A 15,488-nucleotide genomic window follows, 5' to 3' on the forward strand; every position below is an offset into this window, starting at 1 on the left:
CGCTGACGCGCGAGGGCCTCGCCCCATCCGGGCGGGGCCGCGTGCTGGTGATCGCCTGCGGTGCGCTGGCGCGCGAGATCCTCGCGCTGATCGGGCAGCGCGGCTGGGATCACCTCGACCTGCACTGCCTGCCCGCCATCCTGCACAACCGACCCGACCGGATCGCCCCGGCGGTCGAGGCGGCGGTGACCGCCCGGCGCGACCGCTATGACAGGGTCTTCGTCGCCTATGCCGATTGCGGCACCGGCGGCGATCTCGCCCGGAGCTGCACCCGGCTGGGCGTCGAGATGATCGAAGGCCCGCATTGCTACGCCTTCTACGAAGGCGTGGCGGCGTTCGAGGCCAAGGGCGAGGTGACCTGCTTCTACCTCACCGACTTTCTGGTACGGCAGTTCGACGCCTTCGTCTGGGAGCCGCTCGGCCTCGACCGGCATCCCGAGCTACGCGACATGTATTTCGGCAATTACACGACGCTGGTCTATCAGGCGCAGACCGACGACCCCGCGCTCACCGACCTCGCCCGGCGTCATGCCGAACGGCTGGGGCTGGGCTTCGAGCGTCGGCTGACAGGATATGGCGAGCTGGAGACCGCCTTGGCGCGGGCCTAGGCCGCGGCGAGCGCGGTCTCGCGGATCCGCTCGACCATGGCGCGCAGCCCGTTCGAACGTTGCGCCGAGAGATGGTCGTTGAGGCCGAGCCGGGCCAGCTCGCCGCCGGCATCGACCCGGGGCACCTCGGCCACGGGCAGCCCGTCATAGAGCGCGTGCAGCACCGCGATCAGCCCGCGCACGATCATCGCGTCGCTGTCGCCCCGGAAGTGGTAGGCACCGCCCTCGGGCGCAGGCACGAGCCAGACCTGGCTGGCGCAGCCATGCACCTTGGTCGCGGGCACCTTGAGCGCATCCTCGAGCGGCTCCATCGCGCGACCAAGTTCGATCACGTGGCGGTAGCGATCCTCCCAGTCATCGAGAAACTCGAAGGTCTCGGCAATTTCCTCGAAGGCGGGCTGGGCCATCTATGTCTCCTGCGGTTCGGGCATGCCTTCTACGTAAGGATGCCGCCCGGTTTTGCCAGTGGCAGGAGCGTCTTCCCCGCCGCTTGGATCATTGAAATGCCGGCGCGGCTCAGAGTTCGACGGTCACCACCTGCGCGCCCTTCGCGGCGAGCGCCACGCGGCCCTCGCACAGCGCCAGCGCCTGCTCGCCGAACACCTCGCGGCGCCAGCCATAGAGCGCGTGCACCTCGCGTTCGCCCGCCGCCAGCGCGTCGAGATCAGCCGACGACGCGATCAACTTGGGCGCGACACCCTCGGCCTCGGAGCGCGCCTTGAGCAGCACGCGCAGCAGGTCGGCGAGCGCCGGGTTGACCTGAAGCTGGTCACGCGGCTTCTCGGCCTTCGGCAGCTTGTCGGCGGGCAGCTTCGCGGCCCGGTCGATCGCCGCAAGGATGCCTTCGGCGATCTCGCCCTTGCGGGCCTCGCGCAGCAGCAGGCGTGACCGGCCCAGATCCTTTTCCGAGGCGGGCCGGGTCGAGGCCAGCTCGACCAGCGCGTCATCCTTGAAGACCCGCGAGCGCGGCACGTCGCGTTCCTGCGCGTAGGCTTCGCGGAACTGCGCCAGCTCGCGCAGCGCGGCGATGAATTTCGGGCTGTTGGAGCGCGTCTTGACCCGCTGCCAGGCTTCGGTGGGATCGACCCGGTAGGTGGCGGGATCGTTCAGCACCGCCATCTCCTCGGCAACCCAACGGGCGCGGCCGGTCTTCTTGAGCTGGGCCGCGAGCCATTCGTAGATCACCCGCAGATGCGTCACGTCGGCCAGAGCATAGGCCATCTGCGCCTCCGAAAGCGGGCGGCGCGACCAATCGGTGAAACGCGAGGACTTGTCGATCTCGGCGCGCGCGATCTTGCGCACCAGCGTCTCGTAGCCGGCCTGCTCGCCGAAGCCGCAGACCATCGCCGCGACCTGAGTGTCGAACAGCGGCGCGGGGATCAGCCCGGCCTCGACCTGGAAGATCTCCAGATCCTGACGCGCGGCGTGGAACACCTTGACCACGCCCGGGTCGCGGAACAGCGTGTAGAGCGGCGCGAGGTCGAGTCCCTCGACCAGCGGATCGACCAGCACGGCACTGCCCTCGCCGCCATCCGGGCCGTCGGCGCCGGGATGGGCGAGCTGGATCAGGCAGAGCTTGGAATAGTAGGTCCGCTCGCGCAGGAACTCCGTGTCCACCGTGACATAGGGGTGCTTCGCAGCCCTGTCGCAAAAGGCGGCGAGGTCTTCGGTGGTGGTGATCGTCTGCATGTCGTCCCGGGCTTGCGGAGAAAAGAGGGCGGCGCTGGCGCGCCGGTCCCCGTTCTCTTAGGCGATGCGCGCCGGGATGGAAAGCACGGCCCTCAGAGCAGCACCGGCCGGCGGTCGCCGACGGCGAAACGCCGCAGCACCATCGGGTAGAGCCGGTGCTCCTGCACCAGTACCCGGGCGGCCAGATCGTCGGGGGTATCGCCCGCCTCGATCCTGACCCGCGCCTGTCCGAGCACCGGGCCGCCGTCGAGCTCGGCGGTCACCTCGTGCACCGAGCAGCCATGCTCGGCATCGCCGGCCTCGATCGCCCGGGCATGGGTGTGCAGCCCGCGATATTTCGGCAGCAGCGACGGATGGATGTTGAGCATCCGGCCCTCCCAGCGGCTGATGAAGCCCGGGGTCAGGATCCGCATGAAACCCGCGAGGCAGATGATGTCGGGCCGGGCCCGCTCCAACCTCTCGGTCAGGGCGGCCTCGAAGGCGGCGCGATCCTTGCCGAAGGGCCGGTGATTGACCGCCGCCGTCTCGATCCCGAGATCGGCGGCCCGGGCCAGCCCGGCCGCCTGCGGGTCGTTCGATGCCACCAGCACCGGCCGCGCCGGGTGGTCGCCCGCCATGTCGCGGACCAGCGCCAGCATGTTCGAGCCGCCGCCCGAGATCAGGATGGCGACGCGCTTATGGTCGGTCACGACAGCGTGCCCTCGTAGGCGACCCCCTGCCCGGCCACGACCCGGCCGAGCCGATGCACCGTCTCGCCCTCGGCGACCAGCAGCTCGGTCAACGCGTCGGCACGCTCGGCCGAAACGGCCAGCACCATGCCGATGCCGGAGTTGAAGGTCTTGAGCATCTCGGCCTGCTCCAGCCCGCCTTCGCGCATCAGCCAGTCGAAGACCGGCGGCAGCGACCAAGCGCCCAGATCGATCTCGGCGCCCAGCCCCTCAGGCAGGACGCGCGGCAGGTTCTCGGTCAGGCCGCCGCCGGTGATATGCGCCAGCGCGTGCACCCCGCCCGCGCGGATCGCCGCGAGAACCTGCTTTACATAAAGCCGGGTCGGCGCCAGCAGCGCCGCGCCGAGGCTCTCGTCGGAGAAGGGCGACGCGTCGTCCCAGTCCAGCCCGGCGCGCTCGACGATGCGGCGCACCAGCGAATAGCCGTTCGAATGGACGCCGTCGGAGGCGAGGCCAAGGAGCACGTCGCCCTCGGTCACGCCGTCGGGCAGCGCCTGGCCGCGCTCCATCGCGCCCACCGCGAAACCGGCGAGGTCGAAATCGCCGGCGGGGTACATGCCGGGCATCTCCGCCGTCTCACCGCCGATCAGCGCGGCCCCGGAGGCCTCGCAGCCCGCGGCGATGCCCTCGATCACCCGCGCCGCATCGTCGAGCGCGAGCTTGCCGGTGGCGAAGTAGTCGAGGAAGAACAGCGGCTCGGCGCCCTGGCAGACGAGGTCGTTGACGCACATCGCCACGAGGTCGATGCCGACGCCGTCGACATGGCCGGTATCGATCGCGATCCGCAGCTTGGTGCCCACACCGTCGGTCGCGGCGACCAGGATCGGGTCGGTGTAGCCGGCGGCCTTGAGATCGAACAGCGCGCCGAAGCCGCCGAGGCCGGACATGGTGCCGGGTCGGTCGGTACGTTTCGCCGCGGGCTTGATCCGCTCCACGAGCGCGTTGCCCGCGTCGATATCCACCCCCGCCTGCGCGTAAGTGAGCCCGTCCTTCTGCATCGCGTCCCCCGAATGCCGGTTTGTGAAGTGACGCCGCGATACCTCAGACCCCCCGCGAGGGCCAGCGCCAACTTGACCCGGACAGGCTGTCTGCTAGGAGAAAGCCCGGGGGCCCGTAGCTCAACGGTCAGAGCAGACCGCTCATAACGGTTTGGTTGGGGGTTCAAATCCCTCCGGGCCTACCAAATCATCATCTCGAACCGCGGCAGTGGTGAAAGAACCGCCATGCGCGGTTTCGGACCTGTCCGGGGCTGGACCCGCACGGAACGCGTGTGGCACCCTCGAACGGGGGCCTTGGGGACGTGGAATAGCAGATGATCGAATTGCCTTGGGGGCTCGGCCGGCTCGACCGGCGGGTTCTGTTCACCCTCGTCGCGCTCGATCTCGTGCTGCTGGCGATCGGCATACGCTACGGGGTGATGGTGGCACTCGACCCGTCCGTGCATTGGCCCCGCCCGCTCCAGTTCGACCACGACTGGGGCATCGCCGAGATGCTCAACTACGTGAAATGGCTGGTCGCCGCCGCCGCGCTCGGCCTCGCATGGCGGCGGGATCGGGCGCTGCTGCCCGCGGCGATCGCGGCGACGTTGCTGCTCGCGGTACTCGACGATGCCGGGCGGCTGCATGAGCGCGGCAGCATCGCGCTGGCGCTCGGCACCGGGCTTTTCGACCGCATCGGCAGCCTCGCCTTCCAGCTATGCGAACTGGTGGTCTGGGCCGGGCTCGGCCTGCTCTGCCTCGGCCCGCTGCTGCTCGGCTGGCGCCGCGCGGATGCTGGGCTCCGGCGCCGGGCGGCGGGGCTCGGCCTGTTCTTCGGCGGCGTCGCCCTCTGCGCGATGGGCATCGACACGCTGCATGTGCTTGTCGGCCTGGCCTGGCCCGACCAGCCGCTGCTCGGCGGCCTGTTCATGGTGGCCGAGGGCGGCGGCGAGAACCTGTTTCTCAGCCTGATGACGGCGCAGGCGGTGGGCAGCTTCGGTCGTGGCGGCCTCAGCGCACCAGCACCAGTTCGGCCCTGAGCCCGCCGAGTCGCGGGCTGTCGCCCAGATGCAGCGTGCCGCCATGCGCATGCGCGATGTCGGCGACGATGGCGAGACCGAGCCCGACGCCGCTGCCGCGGTCCTGGTTGCGTGCCGGGTCGAGTCGGGTGAAAGGCCGCATCGCCTCCTCGCGCTGGTCGGCGGGAATGCCGGGGCCGTCATCCTCGACGAGGATCCGCAGGCTGCGCGGCCCGATGATCAGCGACACCTCGCAGCGCGTGCCGTAGCGCAAGGCGTTGTTGATCAGGTTCTCGAGCGCCCGCCGCAGGGCGAGCGGCCGCAGCGGCATCGGCTCGGAACGCCCCTGTCCCGGGCGCAGCGCCACCGCCTGCCCGGCGCGCTGCGCATCCTCGACCACCCGGGCCACCAACGTCTCGGGATCGGTCTGCTCCACCTTCTCGGACGCGTCGCCGCGCGCGAATTCGAGGAAGGCGTCGATCAGCCGGCGCATCTCGTCGACGTCACCGGCCAGCGGCGCGGCCTCCTCCTCCGGCAGCATCGACAGGCCGAGCCGGAGCCGGGTCAGCGGCGTGCGCAGATCGTGGCTCAGCCCCGACAGCATCAGGCGACGCGCCTGGACCTGCCGCTCGATCCGGTTGCGCATGTCGAGAAAAGCGTTGCCCGCCGCCCGCACCTCCCACGCGCCGCCGGCCCGGTAGGGCACGATCCGGCCCTTGCCATAGGCCGAGGCGGCCGCCGCGAGCCGGGTGATCGGCCGCAGCTGGTTGCGCAGGAAGAGATAGGCGATCAGCGTGAACAACGCTCCCAGCACCACGATCATCACCAGAAGTTGGTGCGGGTTGCGGGCCGAGATCCGGCGGCGGTCGAAATTGACCTCGAGCGCCCCGTGATCTGTGCCGAGCCAGACCCCCACCCGCCGCTTGGCGCCGAGATCGACCGCCAGCACTTCGTCGAGCCCGGCGTTCAGCGCCGCCACCACCTGCCGCCCCGACAGGTCCCAGCGATCCACGCGGTCCTCCGGCGGCGGCGGCGCGAAACGGGTCTCTAGCTCCAGAGCCCGGCCCAGCCGCGCCGCCACATCGCGGGCCGCGCTCGGACCGGGTGCGGCATCGACCGATTCGACCAGGTGGTTGAGTTCGAGCAGCACCGATATTGCCATCTGCCGCGTCACGCCCTCGTAATGGCGCTGCACGAAGCTGATCGAGATCACCAGCTGCAAGGTGACCACGGGCAGCAGCAGAATCAGCGTCGCGCGCCCTTGCAGGCCGCGCGGCAGCCATCGTTTCAACCAGTCGAAAGCCATGGCGCAGGCTAGCCGCGCCGCCGGGAAAGGAAAAGCATGACCGACGCGCCCCTGATCCGCTACGAGCCCGACCTGCTGCGGCTGCGCGCGCCGAATCCCTCGCCGATGACCGGCCCCGGCACCAACAGCTGGATCCTCGGCGACGACCGGCTCTGCGTGATCGATCCCGGCCCTGACGATCCGGCGCATCTCGCCGCGCTGTTGGAGGTCATCGCCGGCCGCCCGGTCGCGGCCATTCTCGTCACCCATGCCCATCTCGACCACTCGGCTCTCGCACAAAAGCTGGCGCAGGCCACCGGCGCGCCGGTCTGCGGCTTCGGACCTGCGGATTCGGGGCGCAGCCCGCTGATGCGCGCCCTCGCCCGGGACGGCGTGGGTGGCGGCGAGGGTCTCGACCACGGTTTTCGCATCGACCGGCGGCTGGAGGATGGCGCGACCGTGGCCTTCGGCCGAGACGAGCTCGTCGCATGGCACATGCCGGGCCACATGGCCGGGCATCTGTGCTTTGGCTGGCGAGGCACGGCGTTCTCGGGGGATCTGGTGATGGGCTGGGCCAGCACGCTGATTTCCCCGCCCGACGGCGATGTCGCGGCCTTCCGTGCCTCCTGCGCCCGGCTGCGCGACCTGCGCCCGCGCCGGCTCCTGCCCGGCCACGGCGACGCGATCGAGGACCCGGCCGCGCGCATTAACTGGCTCCTCGACCACCGCGCCGCGCGCGAGCGTCAGATCCTCGCGGCGCTCGAACAAGGCGCGCAGACGACTGCGGGGCTGGCCGCGACGATCTACACCGACACGCCTTCGGCGCTGCAGCCAGCTGCGCGACGCAACATCCTCGCGCACCTGATTGATTTGATGGAGAGAAAGCTCGTGAAGGCCGACGGCGCACCCCTGCCCGAGGCGCGGTTTGAATTGACGTCGGGAGAGGTCGAATTTTTCTCGGAGAGGCACTAGACACCGCCGAACGGATGACTGTATATCGCCCCCATGTTCCGGCGTAGCTCAGCGGTAGAGCAGTTGACTGTTAATCAATTGGTCGTAGGTTCGATCCCTACCGCCGGAGCCAAAATCCTCAAATAGTATCAGAGGATTACGAGTGAGCCCCCGCAAGGGGGCTTTTCTCGTTTAGGCTTGAATCGCCACCGAGTCGCCACCGTGACGGGAATTGCCTGCCTCGCGCCGCACAATCGTCAGTGACCTTGAGACCACATGCGGTCGGCTTGTGAGAGCGCCTGAACGTGCTTCATAGCCTTTCGCCCCTTCAAAGCATCCATGTCATAGCCAAAATTGGCGAAGAAGACGCTCTGCTCATCGGTCAAAAGCTTGGCGACCCGCGTAGCCGGGTAGAATGTCACGCCCTCGTTAGCCCGGCTCGTCGACACCCCTGGGCGGGACGCACGCTCTGCCATCAATGGAAGCAGACAGCGGGCCACTTTGTCGCCATAGTGCGGGGAAGCGCGCTCGATTGACTGGAAGAATGCGCTTACCAGAACATCCGCCAACTGCAATCCGGCCACCTGCGAGGCGGTGGCGCGTTCGATCTCGTTCCAGCGCAGCACGCCAGCTTTTATCTCTCGGGTGTTGAGATAAGTTGTTCCGGCCACGGCCTGATTCATCAACTGGGCGACATATGCCTTGAACCGCCCGAAATGATGGCCCTTCCGGCTTGCCATGACGATACGCAAGACCGGATCACGGATGCCGTGCCGGGGCGCAGAGTTGACCACATAGTGCGTGGCACGCTCAAGCAGCAGGCGGCCAACGAAGTTGAAGAGAACATCCCTTGGATTGCCCGAGGCCGATGCCGCTCGCTCATTATAGTGGCCGATCATGGTTTTCTTGTAGGAGCAGACCACAAACCCCCGTGCCGGATAGTCGCGCGAGGCAAGTTTCTGGGCTGCTAGTAGGCGGTTCTTAGGTTTCAGGTTGCGATAATGCAGAACCCCGCCCCTTTGCCCTCCAAAGGAAAGAAGGATTTCATCCCTTCTTCGGTCGAGGTCAGGCTCAACTTCTGCTCGGACCAAATAACCGCCAAGGCAAAGCCATTCAGAATTTCCATCATGGAAATCCGGCTTGAGGCGATCAACTTTATCATCGCCAGCTTCATCAATAAAAAGCGTGTAGTGGTGTGCCAACATTGGCTCCGACGGAAAAGAACTATCTAGCCATGCCCCCCGGCCTCCCTCGCAAGATCGCAAAGGGAAAAGGCGGATCACGTATACCCGGGGACCAAGAGTCGCAGATCTCCCATGAAGCTCTCAAGCGTCTGAATGTCCGTCCGGATGCTGGCCGGGAATTTCTCGATTAGAGGTTCGGGCACCACAAGCTGCACGTTGGCCTGCGTCATTTCCCGGAACTGCGCCTCGGAAACGCCCTCCTGCAAGGTCAGGAGGTGCTTCACCGGAATCCGGTCTGCCTCATTCAGAATTTGCCGCCAGCGGTCGCGGCAGGTGGTCTTAGTGGCGAGCATCCGAAGCCGCGAGGCCGGGAAGCTAGGGTCACGATAGGCCGCCTGCGACGGGAACAAGAAGTCCGGCCGCCTGCCAGGTTCCGATTGCGGCCCGTGCTCGAAGTCTGCCCCCTCCCGGAACCGTTCCTCTATCAGGATTTCACGGGTATGCAGTTCAAGCGAGCGCCCGGAGCGCGCCTTGCGCCGTTGAAGAACAGTCTGCGCGCGGGAGATAAAATCGTCTAAATTGACGAAGCCCGCCTTGATCGCGGGGAGCTCTATCGCCTCTTCCACGCTGCGGAAAATTTCAAATTCGCATTCCCGGCGGCGCAGAAGCCGCTTGTCAGGCAGGGTGCCGTGCTCGGGGCGAAGCTCTACCGTCTTGCGCACGATCTCGGCCCCGGACGGGAACTCTGCCAGCCATGCGGGCGGTATTTCGGCCGGATCAAGCCAGCAACTCGCGCGCCTAGTGGCATAGGGCGGAAAAAGCCCCGGTTGTTCGGGGGACCACATGACGAAGCGCCCGGGCTCAATCGGCCCGAACCGCTCCTCGGCTATATCTTCCTCGGTCTCGTGGCGGCACACCCAGACATGGCAGCTCCTCGCGGAGCCGTTCTCGTCCAGCGGAAAGGCGAAGACGGCAAGCGCGCCCGTACTTTCGGGGTCGAGTAGCGCCGAAGCCCCGCCCCCAAAATTGGTCAGCCGAGTTTCGTCGCGCCCGTTCGGTTTCCCCTCGTGGCGCTTCGAGTTGTAATAGATCACCCGCACTTCCCGGGCGTCCATGTGGGAGTCGACGGCAAGTTCAAAGCGATGATCGGGGTTCTTTTGGTCCGTCCGGTTGATCATCGGGAAGATGCGGAACAGGAAGTCTTTTGGGATATAGGGGCCTGCTTGATTCGCGCCGTTAGCGAGTGTGTCATTGCCCGAAAGGCGCTTCACGAAAAGTGCCACCCCGGGCGCGCAGAAAACCCCGAGCCAATCTGTGAAATCAGAAACTGCCATTTGCCCCGCCCGCAATCGTTTCTTCTATCGGGCCATTGGCCAGCCAATCCGCTGCTCGGTCAAGTACCTTGTCCACAGGCACCCGCTCCCGCCCCTTGAGAGCACATTCCCAGATCGTCAGAACCCGCCATCCATTGGCTAGAAGGGCGGCCTCGGCGGCCCGATCCCGGGCGCGGTTGCCCTCTATCTTCGCCTCCCAGAACTCGCGCCGCGTGGTGGGCAGCCGGAACAGGTGGCAGCCGTGACCGTGCCAGAAGCAGCCGTGAATGAAGATCACCGCGCGACGCCCGGGAAACACGAGATCGGGCGAGCCGGGTAACCGGCGATCGTGAAGCCTGTAGCGGAAGCCCCGGGCATGGAGCCCCCGCCGCAGGATCATTTCGGGCCGCGTGTCCTTTCCCCGGATTCCCGCCATCATCCGGGAGCGGGTCGCGGCGTCCACCACGTCAGCCAACGAGTGGCAACCGCCTTTGCAAGTGTTCTAGATTCTGCGCCGCCTCGGCAGTGATGTAAGGCAGCATGTGGCGGGCAACCGCTTCGATCACTGGCACGGCCACTGAGTTGCCGAACTGCTTGTATGCCTGCGTGTCGGAAACCGGGATGATGAACTTGGACTCGCCGGGATTGTCGAACCCCATCAAGCGGGCGCACTCACGGGGGGTCAGACGGCGCGGGTTCTTCCCCTCGCCCCGGTCAATCAAGATTTCCGAGCCGTCCTTGTAGTAGCGGGCCGAAAGGGTGCGCGCCGTGTCTCCTCGGCCCACGAGCCCGAAGCCGAACCCGTTCCCTGCCGCCCGGTGCTTGGCCGCGTAGTTTTGCAGATACTGCCAGAGGTGATCAGTCAGGGTGTATTTGTCGCTCACCCGGCCCGTGGCATCCGTATAGTGCTTGTCGGGCCCCTTCTCGGAGCCGTCTTCGGGGTGCAGGATCGTCCCGAGTTTCGGCCCGTTGAGCGGCGAAGGCACGTCCAGATCGGCAAACGAGAAATCGCACTCCTCCCGGAACCCGGCAATCAAGATACGTTCCCGATGCTGAGGTACATAGCCTTTGGCATTGATCACGCGCGGCGTGGGAACATGATAGCCGAGGTCGCGCAAGGTCCGCATGATCACCTCGAACGTGCGCCCCTTATCGTGACTCACGAGGTTTTTGACGTTCTCCAGCAAGAATGCCTTGGGGCGATGCTCGGAGACGATCCGAACCACATCGAAGAAAAGTGTCCCCTGCGTCTCGTCCGCAAAGCCGTGCGCGCGCTTGAGGGCGTTCTTCTTGCTTACTCCAGCGATGCTGAAAGGCTGGCAAGGAAAGCCCGCAAGTAGAAGGTCGTGCTCGGGAATATCCTTCGCCTCGGTTTTGGTAATGTCCCCCGAAATCTCGTGATCGTCGTGAGGGAAGTTCGCTGCATAGGTAGTCTTGGCAAAGCGGTCCCATTCCGAGGTAAAGACGCACTTGCCGCCCAGCGGCTCGAAACCCCGACGAATGCCGCCGATCCCTGCAAATAGGTCGATGAACCGAAATGCAGGCTTCTTAGGCTCGGGCGCACCGCGTTGGTTCACGAGGTCTTCCAGCACCATGAGTGCTGCTTGCCGGGGCATGGCCTCGCCGCGCTCCCACCGATAGAGAGTTGCGGGGGAATATCCCATCAAAGGCGCCAACGCCTCTACAGACAAGCCCGCGCGCTCGCGCAGTCGAGAAAAGTCAGAGCGGGGTTCATCAAGCATCGGCGGTCCCTCGGGGTCGATTTTTCTCATCCTTGCTACATGTGACACGAAGACACAAGAACAAAGGTGGAATTCCGTGCCGACCACCGCGTCGAAGAAGTCAACGTTCAATTTCCGGTGCTCCGAGGGCTTAGGACACCGGGCCGGGCAGTAGCTAGATCACAGGACGCGAAGAGGCTGAGCTACCGGGCCACAAGGGTCCGGGCCCGGAGTCATCGGTAGTCATGGGCTTAAGCGTGTTCGCTGACAAGCCAACGCAGGTAACGGCCTCAGCTAGGTTGAGCATCCATTGGAGCATGAGCGAGGGAGGCATCGTGAGTTCGGTCGTTTGGCCGGCTTGCCTCCCCGAGGACGATCAGGTTCCCGCCAATAGCACATGCCCGAACAAGCGAAACACCAAAGAGGCTGGCTGCTCAGAGGCGCTCGGGTCCTTCCGGCTAGAGTGCTTCTGTCGGGGGGTGCGTGGAGCCCCGGCTCAAGAAAGTTTTTCAGAATTTTTTGGATTTTGTTCAGTGTTTTTCGGAGTTGAGGGGGGCATTAGATTCAGAGGTAGTTGTGCGACGGGAAAGACTGGAGCGTCGCGTCCCCAGTGCGCAACCAGACGGAAGGGACCTGTAAGATAAGGATTGGAACTACAGTAATGACTTGCGCTGAGGGCGGGACGTGGGACATGCGGGACATGTTTGCCGGTTCCACCCCTATCGGAGTGGAAATGGTGCCTTAGTCGATAAACCGGAAGACATGTCCCACTCGTCCCAATTGAAACGTTACAAGGACTTATACCAGATCATCAAAATCATCCCGCACTCGCTCACGCAGTTTCAGTCCGATGAATCCTCGCCCACGAATCCCGCCCCTATTTTTGACGCCCTCGAACCCAGCCTTCTTTAACTTCTCGGGAAACGTTCTCTGCAACGAACCCGGGTCTTCCCGGTTGCGGTAAGCGTAGTCACGCCACGACTCGAAAAGCTCCGCCGTAAGGGTTGCCTTATCCGGAATTCGTTCGCATTCGTCTTCCAGCCAGCGGGCAAACGTGTCCTCCCTTGCGAAGTAATCCCGAGTTGCGGCTTCCACAACAGCCGGGCGAACCAAACCATTTTCCTGCCAGTCCAGCGCCCCCCGGATCGCCCACGACAAAATCCCCGGCCACTCGGACTTCAGCTTCTTGGGCAGGTGTTCGTCTTTTGCGGCGGGCGGATGGTCGAAGGGAAGAATCAGGAAGCGGCGCCGGATCGCGGAGTCTACGTCGCTCAAGCCAGGTGCATTGTTACCCACAATGGTCAGCTTGAAGGCCGGGCGGAACTCGAAGCTATCCTGACGCATGAAGCGCGCCGTGATCGGGTCGCCACCCGTCAGCGCCTTGATACGGTTCTCGGCCCATTTTGAGCCCGCTTCCGTTTCGCTGGCTACCGCCATGCGCGGCCCGTGGAGACGTGCCAGTTCTTCTGGATGCGCCTCATGCCGTTGCGCCGTCAGCGTAGAAGTGGCGACGTTGGCAGCATACTCGGCCATCAGATCATAGAGCACCGAAACTGCCGTGGTCTTTCCAGAGCCGCCCGGCCCGTAGATGAAAAGTAGCACTTGTTCGCGGGTCTCGCCCGTTAGGTTGTATCCGGCCCATTGCTGGAAGAAACGGATCGCCGCCGTGTCGCCGCCAAGCGCTTGGTCAAGGAATGCGAGCCAACGTGCGCAGTCGCTTTCGGGGTCGAAGGAGCCGAGCGGAACGGGCGTGATCGCCGTCGCTTTCGACACGTAGTCATCAGGCTGCCCGGGGCGAAGCTGCCCTGTCCGCAGGTCCACCACGCCGCCCGGGGTGCCGAGCAGCATGGCGTCACTGTCCCAACCAGAAGCCGAGAAAGCGAACTCGCGCACGGTGCGTGCGCCGCGCTCAATAGCTTCCCAGACGTTCACATTCTTCAGTGCCTTGGCTTTGGAATCGCGTGCCGCCAAATCAACGGAAATGGCGCGTGCGTAGTGCTTAGCGAGCTGCGTTTCTTCGCGCTCCCAACGATGCCCTATGAAGCGGAACCAGCGCCCAGCGTTATGGTCGAAGAGCAATTCCCCAACGTGCCTATCCGTGAAGGCGCGGATGACACCATCTTGGTCCAAATCAAAGCCAGCAAGTTCGTCAACAAGTTCGGGTTCTTCGCCGTCAGGGTGCTGGTCAATCCAGATTTCGTCGAACTCGGCCATCAGGTCGTCGTCCGCCGAGCGCACGACCTTGGACATTTCGCGGCCATAGACATACGTGAGAATATCCGGGATCGACTTTACGCGCTCATACCAGCGCGAGTCCCGCTCCGTGTCGGGCACTTCATTGAAAACACTGCGCAGTTTCTCGCCAACGCGCAGCAGGGGTTCGCCTCGTGCGGCCCAATGCCCGGCCAGCCGAATGGCGGCGACGTGGAAGTTTTCGGATGTACGGATCGCTTTCAACGCAGCGGCTACGTCCAGACGTTCGTCATTTCCAGTAGCTCCGCTAGTGGTCCCGGGCTTACCCATAGCCCCAGCGTCTAGGTCATCGGCCAGGTCGAGGTAGCGGCCCTCGGCAAGGAAGGTCTGGACAGGGGGTCTGCCCTCGACGCCCCCCGCATAGTAGCATTGAGATAGCACGAAGGACTCGCCTGCTAGGGCGCCCTTCAAGACACCATTGACGCGCGCTAGCAGGCCATATCGGTCGTTCGGTGGCATGGGCTTGCTGAAGGGGCAGATGACGCGCCAGCGAGGCTTCTGGGGCGTATGCGAAGCTGTAGTGTAGATCAGAGCCGCGAGGCGGGCCGCTTGCAGCAAAGCGCGCGCTTCCTCGGGTTGCATTGCCCCCGTGTCATGGTCCCCCTCCACGCCGTTCACTGCTTCCACGTTTGCATTAGTGCGGTAGCTTTTGCCGGAGGGCGAAAGCGACGTGTCGTCACCGAAGGTTGCCGCCTTAATCCACGGTAGCTCTTCCTTGCTCTTAGCGGTCTTGGCCCCAATTTGTGCGGCCAGCTTGCGCAGCGAAACGCGAACCTTTCTCTTCTCGTAGCCCGTTCGGTTCGGAAAGCGCGTGAAGGTCATAGGCCGGTCAAGCGGACCGCGGCCTATGCGTCTAGCCGAATTATGTTCAGGTGGCATGATTAATCCATTTTGGATGCTACGGCACAGGAGCTTGCAGCCCCAGCGCACCGGATTTCAGTCAGTTTCCCCCTCCGTACAGAAAGCGGCTTATTCGATTCAGAGGGTGCCCCGCGCAGAGCGTCGATGTCGGCGCGAAGCGAACGGCCCTAGTTTGTTACGCCGCTGGTATGCACTGTTAGGTCGAGAACAAGTTCAGTGCGGATCGCGCTGCAACAGGAAAATATAGGTGGCGAGCGCGGAACGGGCGGTCATTTCACCACCTCCAAATTTTGCCATGCAGAAGGGCAATAGCTTCCGCCGTGTCGTCGGATACCGCCTCGGGTTTGAGTTGGTCGCTTAAGATAAGGTGCGATTTCGCCCGCACCCCTTCTCTAAGTTTCTGGACAAGAGTAAAATGCGCTTTACCGCGAGGCGCGACGGGAAAATTCAACTTGGCGTCGGCGAAGAGAGCAGCGGAACGCATAACGGCGTCGGCAAGCGACTGTCCCTTTTTCGGCACTGGGAGATCGTCGGGATCAGGAAAGAACTCTCCCGGGATCATTCGGCGAATTCTAAAATTTCTTTCCGGATGGGCGTCAAACCAGTCGCGGTCTATGGGATTGATTTGATCGGTCATCATGCGGCCCCATGGCTAACGGTACGGGTTTTAGCCCATTCCAGTAGCGAGGGAACGTGGTACCGGATCGCGCCACGGCCGAAGACCACGAAGGGCGGCCCCTTGCTGTCGCGGAAATGGCGATATTTCTCAAGCGAAGAGCGCGAAATCCCAAGCAGGTTCGCGGCGGTCTGCGTGTCGATATAGAGCGGCTGGTTCTCGTGTTGCATATTCGTCTCCGGGCTTTGATTCGCCCAGCAACGAAAACACGGAACTCAGAAAT

15 protein-coding genes and 2 tRNA genes are annotated in these 15,488 nt (G+C 64.5%); 5 read left to right on the top strand and 12 right to left on the bottom strand.

Annotated elements, in window-relative coordinates; translation table 11 throughout:
- Nucleotides 1-41 precede the first annotated feature (41 nt).
- Nucleotides 42-608, top strand: a complete 567-nt coding sequence (locus T8T21_RS03745) for a DUF1638 domain-containing protein (RefSeq protein WP_407660107.1) — start codon at nt 42-44, stop codon at nt 606-608.
- On the opposite strand, the gene T8T21_RS03750 is transcribed toward T8T21_RS03745, so the two are convergent.
- The 4 genes from T8T21_RS03750 to purM all read right to left on the bottom strand — a co-directional run bounded on the left by T8T21_RS03750 (nt 605) and on the right by purM (nt 4,023).
- Nucleotides 605-1,015, bottom strand: a complete 411-nt coding sequence (locus T8T21_RS03750; RefSeq protein WP_322336854.1) for a SufE family protein — start codon at nt 1,013-1,015, stop codon at nt 605-607. The genes T8T21_RS03745 and T8T21_RS03750 overlap by 4 nt on opposite strands.
- 109 nt (nt 1,016-1,124) lie before the next feature.
- On the bottom strand, nt 1,125-2,297 hold the full coding sequence (rnd, locus tag T8T21_RS03755; protein ID WP_183469145.1) for a ribonuclease D: 1,173 nt from the start codon (nt 2,295-2,297) through the stop codon (nt 1,125-1,127).
- A gap of 92 nt (nt 2,298-2,389) precedes the next feature.
- Nucleotides 2,390-2,986 carry a phosphoribosylglycinamide formyltransferase gene (gene purN, locus T8T21_RS03760; RefSeq protein ID WP_322336855.1) on the bottom strand — a complete coding sequence of 199 codons (597 nt, stop codon included), beginning with the start codon at nt 2,984-2,986 and terminating at the stop codon, nt 2,390-2,392.
- The gene (gene purM / locus T8T21_RS03765; protein ID WP_322336856.1) at nt 2,983-4,023 is read right to left on the bottom strand and encodes a phosphoribosylformylglycinamidine cyclo-ligase; all 1,041 of its coding nucleotides are present in this window, start codon (nt 4,021-4,023) and stop codon (nt 2,983-2,985) included. The genes purN and purM overlap by 4 nt, the downstream gene beginning before the upstream one ends.
- A 109-nt stretch (nt 4,024-4,132) precedes the next feature.
- Here purM and T8T21_RS03770 point away from each other — a divergent pair.
- Nucleotides 4,133-4,208: transfer RNA gene (locus T8T21_RS03770), tRNA-Ile, on the top strand.
- 129 nt (nt 4,209-4,337) lie between these two features.
- Complete coding sequence (locus tag T8T21_RS03775; RefSeq protein WP_322336857.1) at nt 4,338-5,042, top strand: hypothetical protein; 705 nt, start codon at nt 4,338-4,340, stop codon at nt 5,040-5,042.
- Here the strand turns inward: T8T21_RS03775 and T8T21_RS03780 are convergent.
- Nucleotides 5,014-6,327, bottom strand: coding sequence for an ATP-binding protein (locus T8T21_RS03780; RefSeq protein WP_322336858.1), 1,314 nt, complete (start codon nt 6,325-6,327; stop codon nt 5,014-5,016). The two genes, T8T21_RS03775 and T8T21_RS03780, sit on opposite strands and share 29 nt — an antisense overlap.
- Nucleotides 6,328-6,363: 36 nt before the next feature.
- Between T8T21_RS03780 and T8T21_RS03785 the strand changes: the two genes are divergently transcribed.
- Both T8T21_RS03785 and T8T21_RS03790 read left to right on the top strand, forming a co-directional pair.
- Nucleotides 6,364-7,278, top strand: coding sequence for an MBL fold metallo-hydrolase (locus T8T21_RS03785; protein ID WP_322336859.1), 915 nt, complete (start codon nt 6,364-6,366; stop codon nt 7,276-7,278).
- Nucleotides 7,279-7,315: 37 nt separating this feature from the next.
- A tRNA-Asn gene (locus T8T21_RS03790) sits at nt 7,316-7,390 on the top strand.
- Nucleotides 7,391-7,514: 124 nt separating this feature from the next.
- On the opposite strand, the gene T8T21_RS03795 is transcribed toward T8T21_RS03790, so the two are convergent.
- From T8T21_RS03795 to T8T21_RS03825, 7 genes are all read right to left on the bottom strand, one after another.
- Nucleotides 7,515-8,459, bottom strand: a complete 945-nt coding sequence (locus T8T21_RS03795) for a DUF3800 domain-containing protein (protein WP_322336860.1) — start codon at nt 8,457-8,459, stop codon at nt 7,515-7,517.
- Nucleotides 8,460-8,536: 77 nt separating this feature from the next.
- The gene (locus T8T21_RS03800) at nt 8,537-9,775 is read right to left on the bottom strand and encodes a type II restriction endonuclease (RefSeq protein WP_322336861.1); all 1,239 of its coding nucleotides are present in this window, start codon (nt 9,773-9,775) and stop codon (nt 8,537-8,539) included.
- Nucleotides 9,762-10,220 (bottom strand): very short patch repair endonuclease, encoded by a 459-nt coding sequence (locus T8T21_RS03805; RefSeq protein WP_407660129.1) that lies wholly within the window; start codon nt 10,218-10,220, stop codon nt 9,762-9,764. Before T8T21_RS03805 ends, T8T21_RS03800 begins: the two co-directional genes overlap by 14 nt.
- Before the next feature lies 1 nt (nt 10,221).
- A complete protein-coding gene (dcm, locus tag T8T21_RS03810) occupies nt 10,222-11,526 on the bottom strand; it encodes a DNA (cytosine-5-)-methyltransferase (RefSeq protein WP_322336863.1) in 1,305 nt (434 codons plus the stop codon).
- 747 nt (nt 11,527-12,273) lie between these two features.
- A complete protein-coding gene (locus T8T21_RS03815) occupies nt 12,274-14,550 on the bottom strand; it encodes a phage/plasmid primase, P4 family (RefSeq protein WP_322336864.1) in 2,277 nt (758 codons plus the stop codon).
- 313 nt (nt 14,551-14,863) lie between these two features.
- The gene (locus T8T21_RS03820) at nt 14,864-15,226 is read right to left on the bottom strand and encodes a hypothetical protein (RefSeq protein WP_322336865.1); all 363 of its coding nucleotides are present in this window, start codon (nt 15,224-15,226) and stop codon (nt 14,864-14,866) included.
- Nucleotides 15,226-15,435, bottom strand: coding sequence for a helix-turn-helix transcriptional regulator (locus tag T8T21_RS03825; RefSeq protein WP_322336866.1), 210 nt, complete (start codon nt 15,433-15,435; stop codon nt 15,226-15,228). Before T8T21_RS03825 ends, T8T21_RS03820 begins: the two co-directional genes overlap by 1 nt.
- Nucleotides 15,436-15,488 lie beyond the last annotated feature (53 nt).

Origin of the sequence: Limimaricola variabilis, from assembly GCF_034371605.1 — a bacterium.
Taxonomy (GTDB): domain Bacteria; phylum Pseudomonadota; class Alphaproteobacteria; order Rhodobacterales; family Rhodobacteraceae; genus Limimaricola; species Limimaricola variabilis.